This window comes from Mycobacterium sp. 2YAF39, from assembly GCF_052114565.1.
Taxonomy (GTDB): domain Bacteria; phylum Actinomycetota; class Actinomycetes; order Mycobacteriales; family Mycobacteriaceae; genus Mycobacterium.
Window position 1 is genome coordinate 87,751 of sequence record NZ_JBFREZ010000010.1, and the last position, 15,357, is coordinate 103,107.

16 protein-coding genes are annotated in these 15,357 nt (G+C 67.2%); 5 read left to right on the top strand and 11 right to left on the bottom strand.

The window, feature by feature from the left end; translation table 11 throughout:
- Positions 1-5 precede the first annotated feature (5 nt).
- Positions 6-392, bottom strand: coding sequence for a hypothetical protein (locus tag AB4Z42_RS24360; protein WP_442011799.1), 387 nt, complete (start codon positions 390-392; stop codon positions 6-8).
- A gap of 23 nt (positions 393-415) precedes the next feature.
- On the bottom strand, positions 416-1,126 hold the full coding sequence (locus AB4Z42_RS24365) for an LpqN/LpqT family lipoprotein (protein ID WP_442011800.1): 711 nt from the start codon (positions 1,124-1,126) through the stop codon (positions 416-418).
- Positions 1,127-1,310: 184 nt separating this feature from the next.
- Here AB4Z42_RS24365 and AB4Z42_RS24370 point away from each other — a divergent pair, with 184 nt between their 5' ends.
- Complete coding sequence (locus tag AB4Z42_RS24370) at positions 1,311-2,939, top strand: PE-PPE domain-containing protein (protein WP_442011801.1); 1,629 nt, start codon at positions 1,311-1,313, stop codon at positions 2,937-2,939.
- Positions 2,940-2,947: 8 nt separating this feature from the next.
- Here the strand turns inward: AB4Z42_RS24370 and AB4Z42_RS24375 are convergent, their stop codons facing one another.
- Positions 2,948-3,262, bottom strand: coding sequence for a hypothetical protein (locus tag AB4Z42_RS24375; RefSeq protein WP_442011802.1), 315 nt, complete (start codon positions 3,260-3,262; stop codon positions 2,948-2,950).
- A gap of 123 nt (positions 3,263-3,385) precedes the next feature.
- Between AB4Z42_RS24375 and AB4Z42_RS24380 the strand changes: the two genes are divergently transcribed.
- Both AB4Z42_RS24380 and AB4Z42_RS24385 read left to right on the top strand, forming a co-directional pair.
- Positions 3,386-4,015, top strand: a complete 630-nt coding sequence (locus AB4Z42_RS24380; protein WP_442011803.1) for a DUF5642 family protein — start codon at positions 3,386-3,388, stop codon at positions 4,013-4,015.
- 28 nt (positions 4,016-4,043) lie between these two features.
- Entirely contained in the window at positions 4,044-4,715 is a 672-nt protein-coding gene (locus AB4Z42_RS24385; RefSeq protein WP_442011804.1) for a DUF5642 family protein, read from the top strand.
- On the opposite strand, the gene AB4Z42_RS24390 is transcribed toward AB4Z42_RS24385, so the two are convergent.
- Positions 4,712-5,308: an alpha-ketoglutarate-dependent dioxygenase AlkB gene (locus AB4Z42_RS24390; RefSeq protein ID WP_442011805.1), complete on the bottom strand. Its 597-nt coding sequence runs from the start codon at positions 5,306-5,308 to the stop codon at positions 4,712-4,714. The genes AB4Z42_RS24385 and AB4Z42_RS24390 overlap by 4 nt on opposite strands.
- Before the next feature lie 33 nt (positions 5,309-5,341).
- A complete protein-coding gene (gene soxR / locus AB4Z42_RS24395) occupies positions 5,342-5,776 on the bottom strand; it encodes a redox-sensitive transcriptional activator SoxR (protein ID WP_442011806.1) in 435 nt (144 codons plus the stop codon).
- Here soxR and arcA point away from each other — a divergent pair.
- Complete coding sequence (gene arcA, locus AB4Z42_RS24400) at positions 5,775-7,034, top strand: arginine deiminase (protein WP_442011807.1); 1,260 nt, start codon at positions 5,775-5,777, stop codon at positions 7,032-7,034. The two genes, soxR and arcA, sit on opposite strands and share 2 nt — an antisense overlap.
- 82 nt (positions 7,035-7,116) lie before the next feature.
- On the opposite strand, the gene AB4Z42_RS24405 is transcribed toward arcA, so the two are convergent.
- The gene (locus AB4Z42_RS24405; RefSeq protein ID WP_442011808.1) at positions 7,117-8,658 is read right to left on the bottom strand and encodes a dolichyl-phosphate-mannose--protein mannosyltransferase; all 1,542 of its coding nucleotides are present in this window, start codon (positions 8,656-8,658) and stop codon (positions 7,117-7,119) included.
- Between the two features lie 85 nt (positions 8,659-8,743).
- Between AB4Z42_RS24405 and rsmI the strand changes: the two genes are divergently transcribed.
- The gene (rsmI, locus tag AB4Z42_RS24410) at positions 8,744-9,586 is read left to right on the top strand and encodes a 16S rRNA (cytidine(1402)-2'-O)-methyltransferase (protein WP_442011809.1); all 843 of its coding nucleotides are present in this window, start codon (positions 8,744-8,746) and stop codon (positions 9,584-9,586) included.
- Between the two features lie 121 nt (positions 9,587-9,707).
- Here the strand turns inward: rsmI and AB4Z42_RS24415 are convergent, their stop codons facing one another.
- From AB4Z42_RS24415 to AB4Z42_RS24435, 5 genes are all read right to left on the bottom strand, one after another.
- Positions 9,708-10,970, bottom strand: coding sequence for an aminodeoxychorismate synthase component I (locus AB4Z42_RS24415; RefSeq protein WP_442011810.1), 1,263 nt, complete (start codon positions 10,968-10,970; stop codon positions 9,708-9,710).
- A gap of 20 nt (positions 10,971-10,990) precedes the next feature.
- A complete protein-coding gene (locus AB4Z42_RS24420; protein ID WP_442011811.1) occupies positions 10,991-11,887 on the bottom strand; it encodes an RNA polymerase sigma-70 factor in 897 nt (298 codons plus the stop codon).
- Positions 11,884-13,065 (bottom strand): NAD(P)/FAD-dependent oxidoreductase, encoded by a 1,182-nt coding sequence (locus tag AB4Z42_RS24425; RefSeq protein ID WP_442011812.1) that lies wholly within the window; start codon positions 13,063-13,065, stop codon positions 11,884-11,886. The genes AB4Z42_RS24420 and AB4Z42_RS24425 overlap by 4 nt, the downstream gene beginning before the upstream one ends.
- A 130-nt stretch (positions 13,066-13,195) precedes the next feature.
- Positions 13,196-14,119 carry an RNA polymerase sigma factor SigJ gene (gene sigJ / locus AB4Z42_RS24430; RefSeq protein ID WP_442011813.1) on the bottom strand — a complete coding sequence of 308 codons (924 nt, stop codon included), beginning with the start codon at positions 14,117-14,119 and terminating at the stop codon, positions 13,196-13,198.
- Positions 14,116-15,309 (bottom strand): NAD(P)/FAD-dependent oxidoreductase, encoded by a 1,194-nt coding sequence (locus AB4Z42_RS24435; protein WP_442011814.1) that lies wholly within the window; start codon positions 15,307-15,309, stop codon positions 14,116-14,118. Before AB4Z42_RS24435 ends, sigJ begins: the two co-directional genes overlap by 4 nt.
- Positions 15,310-15,357 lie beyond the last annotated feature (48 nt).

The following is a 15,357-nucleotide window of genomic DNA, read 5'->3' on the forward strand; positions in this document are numbered from 1 at the left end:
CGCGGCTACTTCTTCCGTTGTGACTCGGCGTATTCCTCGGGGTGGTTCTTCTTCTGGGATGCGCGTACCGGCCAGAAGAGCAGCCACAGCACCGGATACACGGTGACGTAGAAGAGCAGATGCATCGCGGCACCGAACAGCACCGTGACCACCCACGCGGGATAGATGATGATCAGGCAGAACTGGATGAACTGCTTGAGCACCACGGGATAACCCTCTGCCATCGACCACATCGTTCGTGGACTCATGGTCTTCAGGTACTTCTGCACCGTCGACGTCTCGGCCTCTACCTCGGCCTGCGCCTGGCTGATGTCTCGTCCGCGTTCCTCACGAGTGAGTCCGCGCGCCGGTTGCGGCGGTTCGTCGGGGTGCGGTGGTTGCGGTGTGGTCATCGGATCATCGCTGGTTTCGGTCCTCAGGGTGTGATCGTGGTCTGCTCGTCGATAGCCGACGTCGCGTCCATCAGCGCGCCGATCTGATCTTCGAGGCCGTCGGCATTGAGCTGCAGGACATAGAGCCCGTCCTTGCCCGGGATCACGACGGTCTTCTGTGCGATGGCGCGTGTGGCGCCGTCCTTCTTGTAGGTGCCGCCGAGTTGGACGGCGTCGAAACCGCTGAGCTCGTCGGCTTGCCCCTCCGCGCCGCCCTCGAAGCCGGGCAGGTTCTTGATCTCGCCGGGCGCGAACTCGAGGATCTTGTCCGGATCGACGTTGCCGGTCAGCTTGGAGACGAGCGCCACCACGGTGGGCGGATCGGCCTTGAACTCCGGGTCGGTGGAAACGATTGCGCCGTAAGCCCATTGGGGGGTGCGTGCACCCGCATCCTCCCATCCGGGCGGGGTGGGCAGGTTGATGGTGGGCGAGCCGGGGTCGCCACGTTTCACCGGTGTCTCCACGATGCCGTTGTCACGGATGTAGTCGACGATCGTGTAGTTCTTACCCGCCGGCTGTGCCGACGTGGAGGGCGCGGCTTCACTGGTCTTGGTGGACGTGCTGGTCGATGCCTCGCTGGAGGTTGTTTTCGACGCGGACGGTTCGGACTTGGTGTCCGATCCGCAAGCGGCCAGGCCAAGGCCCAATGCGACGGCCGAGATGGCGATGACGCCGGCCCTCAATGACGTGGTCATTCAGTCTCCTCGTTTCGTAAATCTCGCCGTAGCCTACGGTCGGCCCCCCGATGGCGCTACGCCTGAATTTTGCTATAGAGTGGCCAAAGGTTTGCTGGCTCGCAGAGAATTTCTGGGCCAAGATGCATATGTGCTGCGAACCGGGGGCGCTGTTCAGCCGAGAAGGGGATCGAAAATGCGGGGGATGATTCGTTCGCTGGGAGTGGTGGGCCTGGCGTTGCTGAGCGTCGTCGGGCTCGTCGTGTCGTGGACCGGCGCGACGATCGTTTCGCTGGCGGCGACCGCGCTCATCATGGGCGGTACCGGTCACCCGCTGACGGCAAGCGGCGACGACCAGGACTACATCGAGTCCTACCTGGACAACGCCGTCACCCTCTTCATCGACCCGGCAGCGGGCACGGCCACCGGCACCGGCGGTGATCCGATCGACGGCGTCGGGCCGAACGATCGGGTGTACGCCGTCACCTATCCCGCGCAGTTCTTCCCCGTGTCCGGCTTCCAGACGTTCGACTCGTCCGTCGGGGCGGGACGCGGGAACCTCAACGGTTGTGTGCGCGGAACGGCGTGCTCGTTCAACGACGAGGTCGACGACCCCGCCAATCCGAACCCGGCCATTCCGCCGGGCCCCGACTTCACGGTCTTCGGGTATTCACAGAGCGCCGTCGTGGCCTCTCTGGTGAAGGAGGATCTGATCGCGAACCGCCCCGCGGACGGCACCGACGTGTCGTTCTTCCTGCTCGCCAATCCGATGCGGCCCAACGGTGGCGTCCTGGCGCGGGGACCCGAGGGCCTCACGATCCCGATCATCGGTATCACCTTCTACGGCGCCACCCCGACGAACAGTTGCGACGGCGGTGCAGAATGCTACGAAACCGTCGACGTCGCAGCGCAATACGACGGGCTCGGCGGTGATGCGCCTGCCAGCCTCACCAACCCGCTGGCCATCGCGAACGCCGTCCTTGGCTACTACTACCTGCACGGTGATCTTCAGAACGCAAGCTTCGACGACGCTCAGTATCAGGGCTCGCACGGTGACACCGACTACTACATCGTTCCCGCGCGGCGCCTGCCGCTCCTGATGCCGTTCGAGTCGTTCGTGCCGTCGCCGATCCTCACCCTGCTCGAGGCGCCGCTTAAGGCCGCGATCGAGGCCGGCTATGCGCGCGACGTCAATCCGGGTGTCGCCACCAAGGTGGGGCTGCTCCCGTTCAGGAACCCGGTGCAGGCCATCGTCAACATCATCAAGGCCATCCCGGTCGGTATCGACGACGCGATCGCCGAGTCCTCCGGAGACGTGGACAATCGGCCCCTCGGAACTGATGAGGTGACGAGTCCGTTCGGCGTAGGCGGTCCCGAGCTACCGGCACCGCCATCTGCCGCCCAGAACGCGAATCTCATGTTCTCTTCACGGTTGGCCGAAGACCCGGTAGCCCAGCAGGACGTTCCTGAACAGGTCGTCCCCGAGGAAGGCGCCATTGAGGAAGACCTTGGAGACAACACCGAGCAGCAGGTCGCCACGGGCGATGTCGGGCAAGAGGTCATCGAGGACCAGGGCGCCCAGGGACAGGGCACCGAGAAGCTCGGAACGACCACACCCCGTGTCACCCCGAAGCCGGTGGCCCGGTTCGGCGAGCAGATCCGCAGCGCGCTGGACAAGATCCGCCTGCCGAAGATCAGGGGTCCGATCGGGTTCGACTCGCAGAAGGACGCCAAGCCGCCGTCAGCCGCGCAGCCCGGCAACGACGCCCACGACACCACCACTACGGGTCAGCAGGGGTCCGCGCCGGCCGGTACGGGCGAAGCGGCGGCCTGACGGCCGGATCAGACGTCGCAGTTCAGCGATACGGTGATCGACTGGCTGACGACGACGGTGATGTACTCGCGGTACTTTCCCTCGCCGACAGGGATTGTCTGGGTCACCTGTTGCGGGTTCCGCACATTGGTGACGACGCACTCGCTGATCGGGGCGCTTCCGACCCGATCGACGACGACGTTGTAGCCGGCGGATTCCAATTCGCCGATCGTCTGATAAGCGTTGCCGCCCGGTTTGGCGGGCTTCGCCGTCGCCGCGCCCGCGGATACGAATGCGACGCCGATCAATGCGATTGTTGTGATTAGACCCCATCCATTGCGCATGGAGGCCTCCGATCTTTAATTTGCCTGGTACTTCTCCATCGCACGGCAGAGGCGTTTCGTTGCATGGATAGCCATAAGGGTTCTCTGTGGTATCAAGGCCGCGTGCGCGCGATGTGTGCAGCGATGGCTCTTTTCGCTGCGGCCTGCGGCACGCCCGAGCGCCCGCCGCCGGAAGTGACCATGTCCCCTGGAGCGTTGGCGCAGATCAACCCCGCCAGGATCGATCGGGCGCGCGACAACCTGCCGGAGGGGTACGAGTTCTCCGACATCGCGGGACCTGTGCGGCCCACAGGGTTGTGGGGGTACGGCGACGAGTGGTCGGCCGACCCGCAACAGTGCGGCGTGCTGGCGGATCCGCCCGTCGACCCCGCCTCGGTCAAAGGCTGGTCGGGATCGGGGACCGGCGGCATCGTCTATGCGGTCGTGGCGGAGTCGACGGCGGACCTCGATCCGGCAGTGACCGCCGAATGCACGCAATGGACGTTGTCGGGCGGACGGGCAAGCGGCACCGTCACCCGCACCGCCGCGCCGGCGATCGAGGGTACGGAGACCGTCGCGATGGCCACCGCAACGACGACCGTCGTCGAGGGGGGTACCGAAACCCATTCACACGCCGACACCGTCACCGCCTATCTGGATGACCACGTCGCGTTCGTCACCGTGGTGACCGACCCCGGATCGCCCAATCCACAACTGGGCGCCGATTTCGCGAGTGCATTGATGGTGAAAACAGTGGCGGCATTACGGGGTTGACGCCGTCTGCGCGGTAGCGTGTGCGGCGATGTCCAAGAGCGCAACGCTCGGCAGCCAGTTCGCCCTGGTGTGCGCCGCAACGCTGACCGCATGCTCGACCGGACAGTCAGCCGACCTCTCGAACGCCGACATCGCCCGCGCCAAGGACGTCAAGTCGAGTTTCGGCCCACAGTTCAAGGTGACCGAGGTCGGGCCGACGGGGATCGACCCCCGGCTGCTCGGACCCCAGGCGATGCCCGAAGGTCTGCAATTCGATCCGGCCGACTGTAAATCGTTCGCGACCGCGCAGGTGCTGCCTACCGGTGTGAAGGGCAACATGGCTGCCACCACCGCAGAGGGCGACGGCAACCGGTTCATCGCGATCGCCGTGGAAACGTCGCAGACCGTTCCGGTCAACCGGCCCGCCGACAACTGCAAGAAGGTGGGTTTCGCCGGCGGCGGCGTGCGCGGCCTCATCGAGGTTGTGGAGGCGCCACAGATCGACGGCGCCGAGACGATGGGCACCCACCGCGTGCTGCAGACCATGGTCAACGGCAAGCCGGGCTCGGGGGAGATCTACAACTACACCGCGAGTTTCGGCACGTTTCTGGTGATCGTCACCGCGAATCCGCTGGTACTGCCCGACCAACCCGTCGCGCTCGTCGACACCCAGCGCGCCCGCGACCTGCTCACCGCGACCGTCGCCGCGGTACGGGGTTAGCGCACGTCCTGCGGCCGGAACTGGATGCTGATCCGCGGCCCCGTTGGCCGCGCCGTTTTCGGTATCGCGTGCTCCCAGGTGCGTTGGCACGAACCGCCCATCACGAGCAGGTCGCCGTGCCGGTGCGCCATCCGCAGTGACTTGCCGCCGCCGCGCGGCCGCAGTGCGAAAACCCTTGTGGCGCCGAGCCCTACGATGGCCACCATCGTGTCCTCTGTGCGGCTGCGGCCGATGTTGTCGCCGTGCCAGGCCACGCTGTCGTCACCGTCGCGGTAGAGGCACAGGCCAGCGGTGGTGAACGGTTCGCCGAGTTCGCCCGCATAGGTGTCGTTGAGCCGTCGGCGCATCTGCTTCAGCCGCGGATGCGGGGGCGGCTCGTCGACCAGATCGTGAAAACTGACCAGCCGCGGCACGTCCAGCACGCGGTCGTACATCTGCCGCCGTTCGGCACGCCACGGGATGTCGTGTCGCAGTTCCTCGAACAGCGGGTCGGCGTCGTCCAGCCACCCGGACCGGTATTCGATCCAGGCACCGTTGGCGAGATGGCGCCGTTCGGCGTGCTCGAACAGCGAGCTCTGCAGAGCCAGCTCCATGCCCGCGATCTTATCGCACAGGCGTTCGAAGGGTCAGAGGCGCACGGCGCCGGGTCCTTCCGTGGCGAGAACGTCGCCAGGGTTGGAAAGCGCGCAGGTCTTCAGGCTCAGGCAACCGCAGCCGATGCAGCCGGTGAGATTGTCGCGTAGTCGTTGGAGATGCAGGATGCGGTCGTCGAGGTCCTGGCGCCAGCCGGCGGACAGCCTGGCCCAGTCCTTGCTCGTCGGGACACGGTCGGTGGGCAGGGTGGTCAGTGCCTCGCGGATACGTGCGAGCGGAATGCCGAGCCGCTGGCTCATCCGGATGAACGCGACGCGGCGCAGCGTTTCGCGGGCGTACCGCCGCTGGTTGCCGCCGGTGCGCTTGCTGGCGATCAGCCCTTCGCGTTCGTAGAAGTGCAGCGCCGATACGGCCACGCCGCTTCGAACGGCCATGTCCCCCGGTGTGAGTTCGTGGATCAACTCCATGACCTCAACGATAGTTGAGGTCGCCGATGACGCGGGGCCGGTTACGGTGCTAGGTGTGACGGCGAGCTGCAATTCCGAGGTTGGCAGGCTGCGCGCCGCCATCCTGCACCGGCCCGGCGCCGAACTCCAGAGACTGACCCCGCGCAATAACGACGCGCTGTTGTTCGACGGCCTGCCCTGGGTGGCGAAGGCGCAGCGCGAGCACGACGCATTCGCCACGGTGCTGGCGTCGCGCGGCGTCGAGGTGCTGCTGCTTGGCGATCTGCTGACCGAGAGTTTGGCGAACAGCGGGGCGGCGCGCATGCACGGCATTGCAGCTGCCGTCGACCCGCGCCGGCTGGGACTGCCGTTGGCGCAAGAGCTTTCGGCCTACCTGCGCACGCTGGACGCAGGCGAGCTGGCGTCGGTGCTGATGGCGGGGATGACGTTCAACGAGCTGCCGTTCACCGGCGGCGAACTGTCGCTGGTGCGACGGATGCACCACGGCGGCGACTTCGTCATCGATCCACTGCCGAATCTGCTGTTCACCCGCGACTCCTCGTTCTGGATCGGTCCCCGGGTGGCGATCACGTCGCTGGCCCTGCCCGCGCGTGCCCGCGAGACGTCACTGACCGACGTGATCTATGCGCACCACCCGCGTTTCCTGGGTGTGCGCAGGGCCTACGAGTCGCGGTCCGCGCCCGTCGAGGGCGGCGACGTGTTGCTGCTGGCGCCGGGTGTCGTCGCGGTGGGGGTGGGGGAGCGGACCACGCCTGCGGGTGCCGAGGCGTTGGCGCGCAGCCTGTTCGACGACGATCTCGCGCACACCGTGCTGGCGGTGCCGATCGCACAGGAGCGGGCGCAGATGCACCTCGACACCGTGTGCACGATGGTCGACGTCGATGCGGTCGTGATGTATCCGGGCATCGTCGATTCGCTATCGGCGTTCACGATTCATCGCGACGGCGCCGGCGGCGTGCGGATCGACGAAGCGCGACCGTTCCTGATCGCCGCCGCGGAAGCGATGGGTATCGAGAAGCTGCGGGTGATCGCGACAGGCCTCGACCCCGTCACCGCCGAGCGGGAGCAATGGGACGACGGCAACAACACCCTCGCGGTGGCGCCGGGCGTGGTGATCGCATACGAGCGCAACTCCGAAACCAATGCCCGGCTGGCGGATTCGGGTATCGAGGTGCTGCCGATCGAAGCGTCGGAGCTGGGTACCGGACGCGGCGGCCCGCGGTGTATGTCGTGCCCGGCAGACCGCGACCCGCTCTAGCTCCTGTCACGCCGAAATCCGAGTTTTGCAGAGAAAGTGCGAGTGGCGGCCTACAAAAGTCGGATTTCGGCGTGAACGGGCTCTAGCTCCAGGACGGCAGCCAGATCTGCATGTTCCAGGTCGACTGCGAAATCGGTATGCCGGTGAGTATCGGATACATCCACGCGAAGTTCGTGAGCACAAGCGCGACATAACAACTCACCACGATCAGGCCGAGCGTTCTTCGTTCCGAATTCTGGTCGGGTTTGTACAGGATGTCGCCGAGGATCATCGCGATGGTCATCACCAGGAACGGGGCCATCGTCGCCGCGTAGAAGAAGTACATCTGCCGGTCGATGTCGGCGAACCACGGCAGAAATCCTGCGCTGTAACCCACCAGGATCGCGGCGTAGCGCCAATCGCGCTTGACGAACGTCCGCCACAGCGCCCACGCCAGCACCGGCACCGCGATGAACCACATCGCGGGGGTGCCGACGAGCATCACCGCCTTGACGCACGACTGCGCGCCGCAGCCGGGAACGTTCTCGTTGTCGATCGCATAGAGCACCGGCCGCAGCGACATCGGCCACGTCCACGGCTTGGATTCCCATGGGTGGTGGTTGCCTTCGGCGTTGGTCAGGCCGGAATGGAACGTGTACGCCGAATACGTGTAATGCCACAACGAGCGCAGTGCGTCGGGTATCGGCAAAATGCTGTCCGCACCGATCGACCTGCTGACCTCATAGCGATTCACCCCGGTCTCCGACGCGAACCACGGAGCATAGGACGCCAGGTAGACGCCGAACGGAATCAGCACGAGCGCATACAGCGACGGGCCCAGGTCACGACGGAAGGCGCCGAGCCACGGCCGCGGGACGCGATACTGCCGGCGCGCGGCGATATCGAAGGCCAGCGTCATCACCCCGAAGAACGCGATGAAATACAGCCCCGACCATTTTGTCGCGCAGGCGAATCCGAGCAGCACCCCGGCGCCGAACCGCCACCACCGCACGCCGAGTCGCGGCCCCCACGGCGTCTCGCCGATGCGGCCCTCGAGCAGCGCGACGTGCATCCGCTCGCGCATCTGGTCGCGGTCGACGATCAGACAACCGAACGCCGCCACCACGAAGATCACCAGGAAGCCGTCGAGCAGCGCGGTGCGTGCCGCGACGAAGCTGACGCCGTCGGCGACGAGAAGCAGGCCCGCGATTCCGCCGACGACGGTGGACCGGCTGATCCGCCGCGCAATTCGTACGACCAGCAGCACGGTGATGATGCCGCAGACGGCGCCCGCGAAGCGCCAGCCCAGTCCGTTGTAGCCGAACACCGCCTCGCCGACCGCGATCAACTGCTTGCCCACCGGCGGATGGACCACCAGCCCGTAGCCGGGGTTGTCCTCGACGCCGTGGTTGTGCAGCATCTGCCAGGCCTGCGGGGCGTAGTGCTTCTCGTCGAAGATCGGCGTGCCCGCATCCGTCGGCGATCCGAGGTTCAGGAAACGCGTCACCGCGGCCAGCGCGGTGACCACGGCGGTCATCGCCCAGCCCTGCAAGCGGTCGACCGGACCGAAGTCGGCGACCGGCACCAGAGGCGCGGGACTGATGACGGGGACCGCGCGCGAGGCTTCGGTAGCGGGGGCGGTCACGCAAGCGATCGTAGGCTGTCCTGATGACGATTCCCCGGTCGTCCCCTGCACTCCGTGCGGGGGCCCATCGCTCGTGCCCGCCGGAATGAGTGTCGGCCGACTGCTTATCGGCGCTACGCCCCTGGGCCAGCCCGGGGATGCATCCGCGCGGCTGACCAGCGCCCTGGCCAATGCCGACGTCGTCGCCGCCGAGGACACCCGGCGGGTCCGGAGCCTGGCGCAGGCCCTCGACGTCAAGCCCGCGGGCAAGGTGGTCAGCCTCTTCGACCAGAACGAAGCGGCGCGCGTCCCGGCCCTGGTCGCGGAGATCGCAGGCGGGGCCACGGTGCTGCTCGTCAGCGACGCCGGTATGCCCCTGATCAACGACCCCGGATACCGGCTGGTGGCGGCGTGTGTCGACAGCGGGCTGACGATCAGTTGCCTGCCCGGTCCGTCGGCCGTGACGACGGCGCTGGCGGTGTCGGGCCTGCCGTGCGACAGGTTCTGTTTCGAGGGCTTCGCGCCGCGCAAGCATTCGGCGCGGTCGGCCTGGCTGGCGACGCTGGCCGCCGAGCCACGTACGTGCGTGTTCTTCGAGTCGCCGCGACGGCTCGCGGCCTGTCTGCGCGACGCCGTCGACGTTCTGGGCTCCGACCGCGAGGCCGTCATCTGCCGGGAGCTGACCAAGACGCACGAGGAGATCGTGCGCGGCCCGCTGGGCGAGCTGGCTCAGTGGGCGGACGAGGGCGTGTTGGGTGAGATCACCGTCGTCCTGGCGGGCTCGGCCCCGCGGGCCGATATCGAGACGCTGATCGCTGAGGTCAATGCGCTCGTCGAGGCCGGTGCACGAGTGAAAGACGCCTGCGCCGAGGTCATCGCCCTGCATCCGGGCGCCCCATCTCGGCGTTTGCTGTATGAAGCCGTGTTATCGGCACGCTCCGAAGGCTAGGATGCGCTGCCCGAACGGTTTGACCTGGTATTACACGGTTGTAGCGGGCTACGCTGAAGCCGTCGGGCGCATTCTCGCGAAATATTTGCGAGAGTGACGGTCATCACATAGACTCGGATGCCTAGGACCTTTTCCCCGACGCCGCGCGCTGCATAGCGCGCGGCGTCGCATTTATGTTGACGAACGGTGCGGCCTTGTGCAGGCACTCCTCCCATTCGCGGTCGAGATCGGAGTCCGAGGTGATGCCGCCACCAACCCCGAGCACCGCGTCACCCGAGGTGTCGAACTCCACCGTGCGGATCGCCACATTCAACTCGCAGCCCGCCACGGGTGACGCCAATCCGACTGTGCCGCAATACACTCCGCGGCGATACGGCTCCCAGCCCCGCAACAGCTGGCGGGCCCGCAGCTTGGGTGTGCCGGTCACCGATGCCGGAGGGAACGTCGCATCGAGCACGGCGGCCATTGCGACGTCGACGCCCACCCGCGCCGACACGGTCGAAACCAGGTGCCACACACCGGGCGCGGGCCGCACCACCAACAGTTCCGGCACCGTCACCGTGCCGGTGTCCCCGACGCGACCCAGGTCGTTGCGCACCAGGTCGACGATCATGATGTTCTCGGCGACGTCTTTGACCGAGGCGCGCAACTCCGAGGGATCCTCATAGAGCGGCAGCGTGCCCTTGATCGGACTCGACGTCACCGCGTCGCCGCGCCGCTGCAAAAACAGCTCCGGCGACAGCGATGCCACGGCACCCCACTGGCCGGCGAGATATGCCGCCCGCGCCGGGGACGTGCGCTCCACCGCGTCGGCGAAGAAGTCGATCGGGGCTCCGGCGGCGACCCTGCCGACGAATTGCGTGCACACGCATGCCTGGTAGACCTCGCCCGCCGCGATGGCATCCAGACATGCGAGCACACCGCGGCGGTGTGCGTCCCGATCGGCGTCCGCCCACATGATCTCGCTATGGCGTGCCGGTACCGGGCACCGCACCGCATCGCCGAGCCACTGCGGAAGTGGTGCGCCGGAGAGGCTTTCGTACCACCAGTGTCCGTCACGGTCCTGGCGCAGCACACAGTCCGACCAGCCGCCAGCGGCTTCGGGAAGGCGTGGGCCGCGGCCGTCGGCGCCCGCGTCGGGATAGGAGAGGTAGCCGAACCATCCGCCCCCCACGGCGTCGCCCGCCCCGCCCGGCGGCACGTTGAACACCTCGCTGACGTCGACGGGTGCGACCGTCACCGTCGGCGCGATGACGGCGCCCGAGCCGAACCACTCGCCGATCAGTGCGGCCGGCGGCGCGAGACCGAGGCGACGGCCGCCCTCGTCGACCGCGCGCAGTACCGCGGGGGCGCTGCCAAGGTCGCCGAGCCATTCGGTCCGCACCGGATAAGCGTGGCAGAGAGCTAGCGGCTGATCTCCCGCGGGATGTCGACGCCTGCCAGTTTGTCGGGATTGCGCATCGCGTAGAAGTGGCTGATCCGGCCGCCGGTGATCTCGACGGTGATGACTCCTTCGAAGCTGTCGCCGAGGTACAGCTTCAGCGCCGGGGCGTTGTTGTACATCGCGGGTTCCACTCGGCCCGACTCGCCGGCCACGCGCACGAGTCCGATCACCAGCTTGGCCACCCGTTCGGCACCCGACACCGGACGCCGTGCCGCGCTGACCTTGCCGTCGCTGTCGGCGGTCCACACGACGTCGGTCGACAGCATCTCGATCAGCCCGTCGACGTCACCGGTCGACGCCGCGGCGAAGAACCGCGCCGTGATCTCCATGGACAGCTTCGGGTCGACGGGCTCGAACCGCTTGCGCCGTGACTGGACGTGCTCGCGGGCGCGGTGGGCCATCTGGCGAACCGCAGCCGTGGACTTGCCGATCGTCGAGGCGATCTCGTCGTGGCTGAAGCCAAACACCTCGCGCAGGACGAATACCGCGCGTTCATCCGGGCTCAGCGTCTCGAGGACGACGAGCATCGCCATCGAAACCGATTCGGCCAAGATCACGTCGGACGACGCGTCTGTGTTGTTGCCGGCCTCCACCAACAGCGGCTCCGGCAGCCATGGGCCGATGTAGTCCTCACGCCTGCGGGACTGGGCCCGCAGCGCGTTGAGGGACTGCCTGGTGACGAGCTGGGCGAGGTAGGACTTGGTGTCCAGCACCGTCGACAGGTCGACCGCGGCCCAGCGCAGGTAGCTCTCCTGCAATACGTCGTCGGATTCGGTTGCGCTGCCGAGGATTTCGTAAGCGATCGTGAACAGCAGCGGACGCAGGGCCGTGAATCGTTCGGCGTGGTCGTCAATCACGGTCGCACCGGTTGCTCCGCAGCAGCCACCTTCTGCTGGCGCTTACCGCCCTTGAGCCAGAAGTAGCTTCCCGGTTTGCGCGCCTCGCGGGTCAGGAAGCTGACGGTGCCCTTGCACACCGCCTCCTTGATCGTGGCTGCGGTGCGGCCGCCGATGTGCAGCGGCATCACGGTGTCGTCGAGATGCGCGAGCTGAACGATGCCGCCGTTGCGGCCGAGGCTGATGCACTGGCCGGTGAACGCCTGATTCAGTTGTCTGGGCTCGGTGCCCGCGATGCGGCTGAGCACGGTGTTGGCTGCCTGGGCGCCCAGCGGGATGGCAGCCTGGCAGCTCATGCGCAGAGGCAGGTTCGACGGTGCGGCCGCGTCACCCGCGGCCACGATCCGGGGATCGTCGACGCTGGTGAGGGTTTCATCGGTGAGCAGGCGGCCGGCCGCGTCGGTGCGCAGGCCGCTGCGGGTGGCCAGGTCGGGCACGCCGAAGCCGGCGGTCCAGACGGTGACCGCGCTCGCGATCGTGCGCCCGTCGGCCAGGATCACCGAGTCGGGGCGAACCTCGGTCGCGGTGGTGCCGGGTCCGTCGACGATGGTGACGCCGAGCCGGGTCAGCCGCTTGGCGGCCGCGCGGCGACCGCGGGCGTGGAGGTACGGCCCGAGGACTCTGCCGCAGACCAGAGTGACGCGACGGCCCTCCTCGGCGAATTCCGCGGCCACTTCGAGCCCGGTCGGGCCCGCGCCGATCACGGTGATCGGTGCAGTCTCGCCCGCAGCGTGGAATGCCTTCTTCAGCTGCTGGGCATGTTCGAGTTCTGAAATGGGATAGGCGAATTCGGCGGCGCCGGGCACCACGGGCTCGGCGCCGTGGCTGCCGATGGCGTAGATGAGGTAGTCGTAGGCCAACTCGTCGCCGCTGGCGAGCTCGATACGGCGCCGCGGCGCGTCGATGCGTGCCACCGAGTCGACGGTCAGTCCGATGCCGTCACCCAGGATCTCCGGGTAGTCGACCACCGCATCGTCGGAGCCGGTCACCAGCTGGTGAAGACGGATCCGCTCCACGAACTTGTCGCGGGGGTTGACGAGTGTGATGTCGACGTTTTCGTTGAGCCGCAGGTGGTTGGCCGCCAGCACGCCGGCATATCCGCCGCCGATCACGATCACGCGGGTCTTCCGTTCGGTCATGTCGATCTCCTCGGGTCATCCTGCTCTTCCCGGCTGCCGGAGGCGGCCGTTCGGCTCAGAGCTGGTCTGTCCTCGAGACACCGCGCACATCGTGAGTGTGACAGCTTCGCGCGCAATGTGTCACACGTCACTAACGGGTAATCACGCGCGGGGTCGTGATGCCGATCAGTTTGTCCGGGTTGCGCATCGCGTAGAGGTTCGTGATCTTCTCGTCGATCACTTCGAACACGAAGACGCCCTCGAGGTGATCGCCCGTGTAGACGACCACCGCCGGAGCACTGTTGTAGACGGCTGACTCGAATCGGATGTCCGGCATCTCACCGGCCACCTGGAACAGGCGGGCCATGATCGCGGCGACCCGTCGGGCGCCCACGACCGGCCTGCGGATCGCCGTGGCCTTTCCGCCGTGGTCGGCCGTCCAGGTCGCTCCCGGCGCCAACAGCGCCATCAAGCCGTCCATGTCGCCGGTGGACGCGGCGGCGAGAAACTGCTCGGTGATCTGCTGGGTGCGCTCGGCGTCGACGGGCCCGAACCGGTTGCGTCGGGCGTGCACGTGCTCGCGGGCGCGGTGCGCCATCTGTCGCACCGTCGCGGCGGATTTGCCGACCGCCCCGGCGATTTCGTCGTAGTCGAATCCGAACACCTCGCGCAGGACGAATACCGCCCGTTCATCCGGTGTCAGTGTTTCCAGCAGCACCAGCATCGCCATCGACACCGACTCCGCGAGTACGACATCGGCGGAGGCATCACGGTCGTCGAGCAGCAGCGGCTCGGGAAGCCACGGTCCGATGTAGTCCTCGCGACGGCGCGCACCCTCCCGCAGCGTATTGAGCGCCTGGCGGGTCACCAGTTGTGCCAGATACGACCTGGTGTCGCGCACCGTCGCGAGGTCCACGTTTGCCCACCTCAGATAGCTGTCCTGCAGCACATCGTCGGATTCGGTTGCCGAACCGAGGATCTCGTAGGCGATCGTGAACAGCAGCGGCCGCAGATGGGTGAACCGCTCGGCGTGGTCTCTGCCTGCCGAGCCGGCATCGGGGCCCGCGCCGGTCACGGTTCCGTGACCACCTTCGGCGCGAACACCGGCTGCTCTGGACGCGGTCCGCCCTTGAGCCAGAACGTGGTTCCCGGCTTGGCCGCCTCCCGGCGCAGCGCCCACAGCGTGCCCTTGCAGATCCCCTCCTTGATCTTGGCGACGAGCCGACCGCTGAAGTAGACGTCGACTGAGGTGTCGTTCTTGCGGGCGACCTGCAGGATGCCGGACTTGCGGCCCAGGCTGATGCAGGCTCCGGCGAATCCGTATTCGAACCGGGCCGGTGGGGTGCCCGCGATCCGGCTGAGCACGGTGTTGGCGGCCTGAGGTGCGAGCTGGGTCGCCGACGCGCAGCACATGCGCAACGGCTGGCCGGATGGGTTCGCGCAGTCGCCTGCGGCGATGACACGCGGGTCGTCCACACAGGTGAGCGTTTCGTCGGTGAGCAGGCGGCCGATCTCGTCGGTGCGTAATCCGCTGGCGGTGGCCAGGTCCGGCACGCCGAACCCGGCGGCCCAGACGGTTACGGCGCTGGGACGTATTGCGCCGTCTTCGAACACGACGGCATCCGGGCGGACCTCGGTCACCACGTCGGCCTCGAGCACCGTGACGCCGAGCTTGCGCAACACCTTGGCGACCGACCGGCGCCCGGGCCCTGATAGGTACGGCCCGAGTTGACCACCGCAGACGAGCGTCACCTTGCGACCCTGCTCGGCGAATTCGGTGGCGGCTTCGATCCCGGTCAGGCCGGCGCCGACGACGGTGACCGGCGCCTCCGGATGCAGGTCGTCGAGGGCTGCGCGCAGACGCTGCGCCTGCTCGAGTTCGGCGAGGGGATAGGCGAATTCGGCCGCGCCGGGTACCGACGCGGGGACGACGCCGGTGCTGCCGACCGCGTAGATGACGTAGTCGTAGCCCAGCGTCTGACCCGACGCCAGCTCAACGGTGCGGTTGGCGGTGTCGATGCGGGTCGCGGTGTCGACGACGAGCGTGATGCCGTGACCGAGCAGATTGCCGTAGTCCACGGTCGCGTCATAGTTGCCCGCCACATGCTGATGCAGCCGGATTCGTTCGACGAACTTCGGCCGCGAGTTGACCAGCGTGATGTCGGGGATGTTCCCGTCGCCGCGCATCCTCAGATGGTTGGCCGCGAGTGTTCCGGAGTAGCCGCCGCCGATGACGACGACCTTGGTTGCGTGGTTTTCAGTCATGCCCCCAAGACACCGCCCGTCCACCGATCGTGACAGAAAGTGACGTGG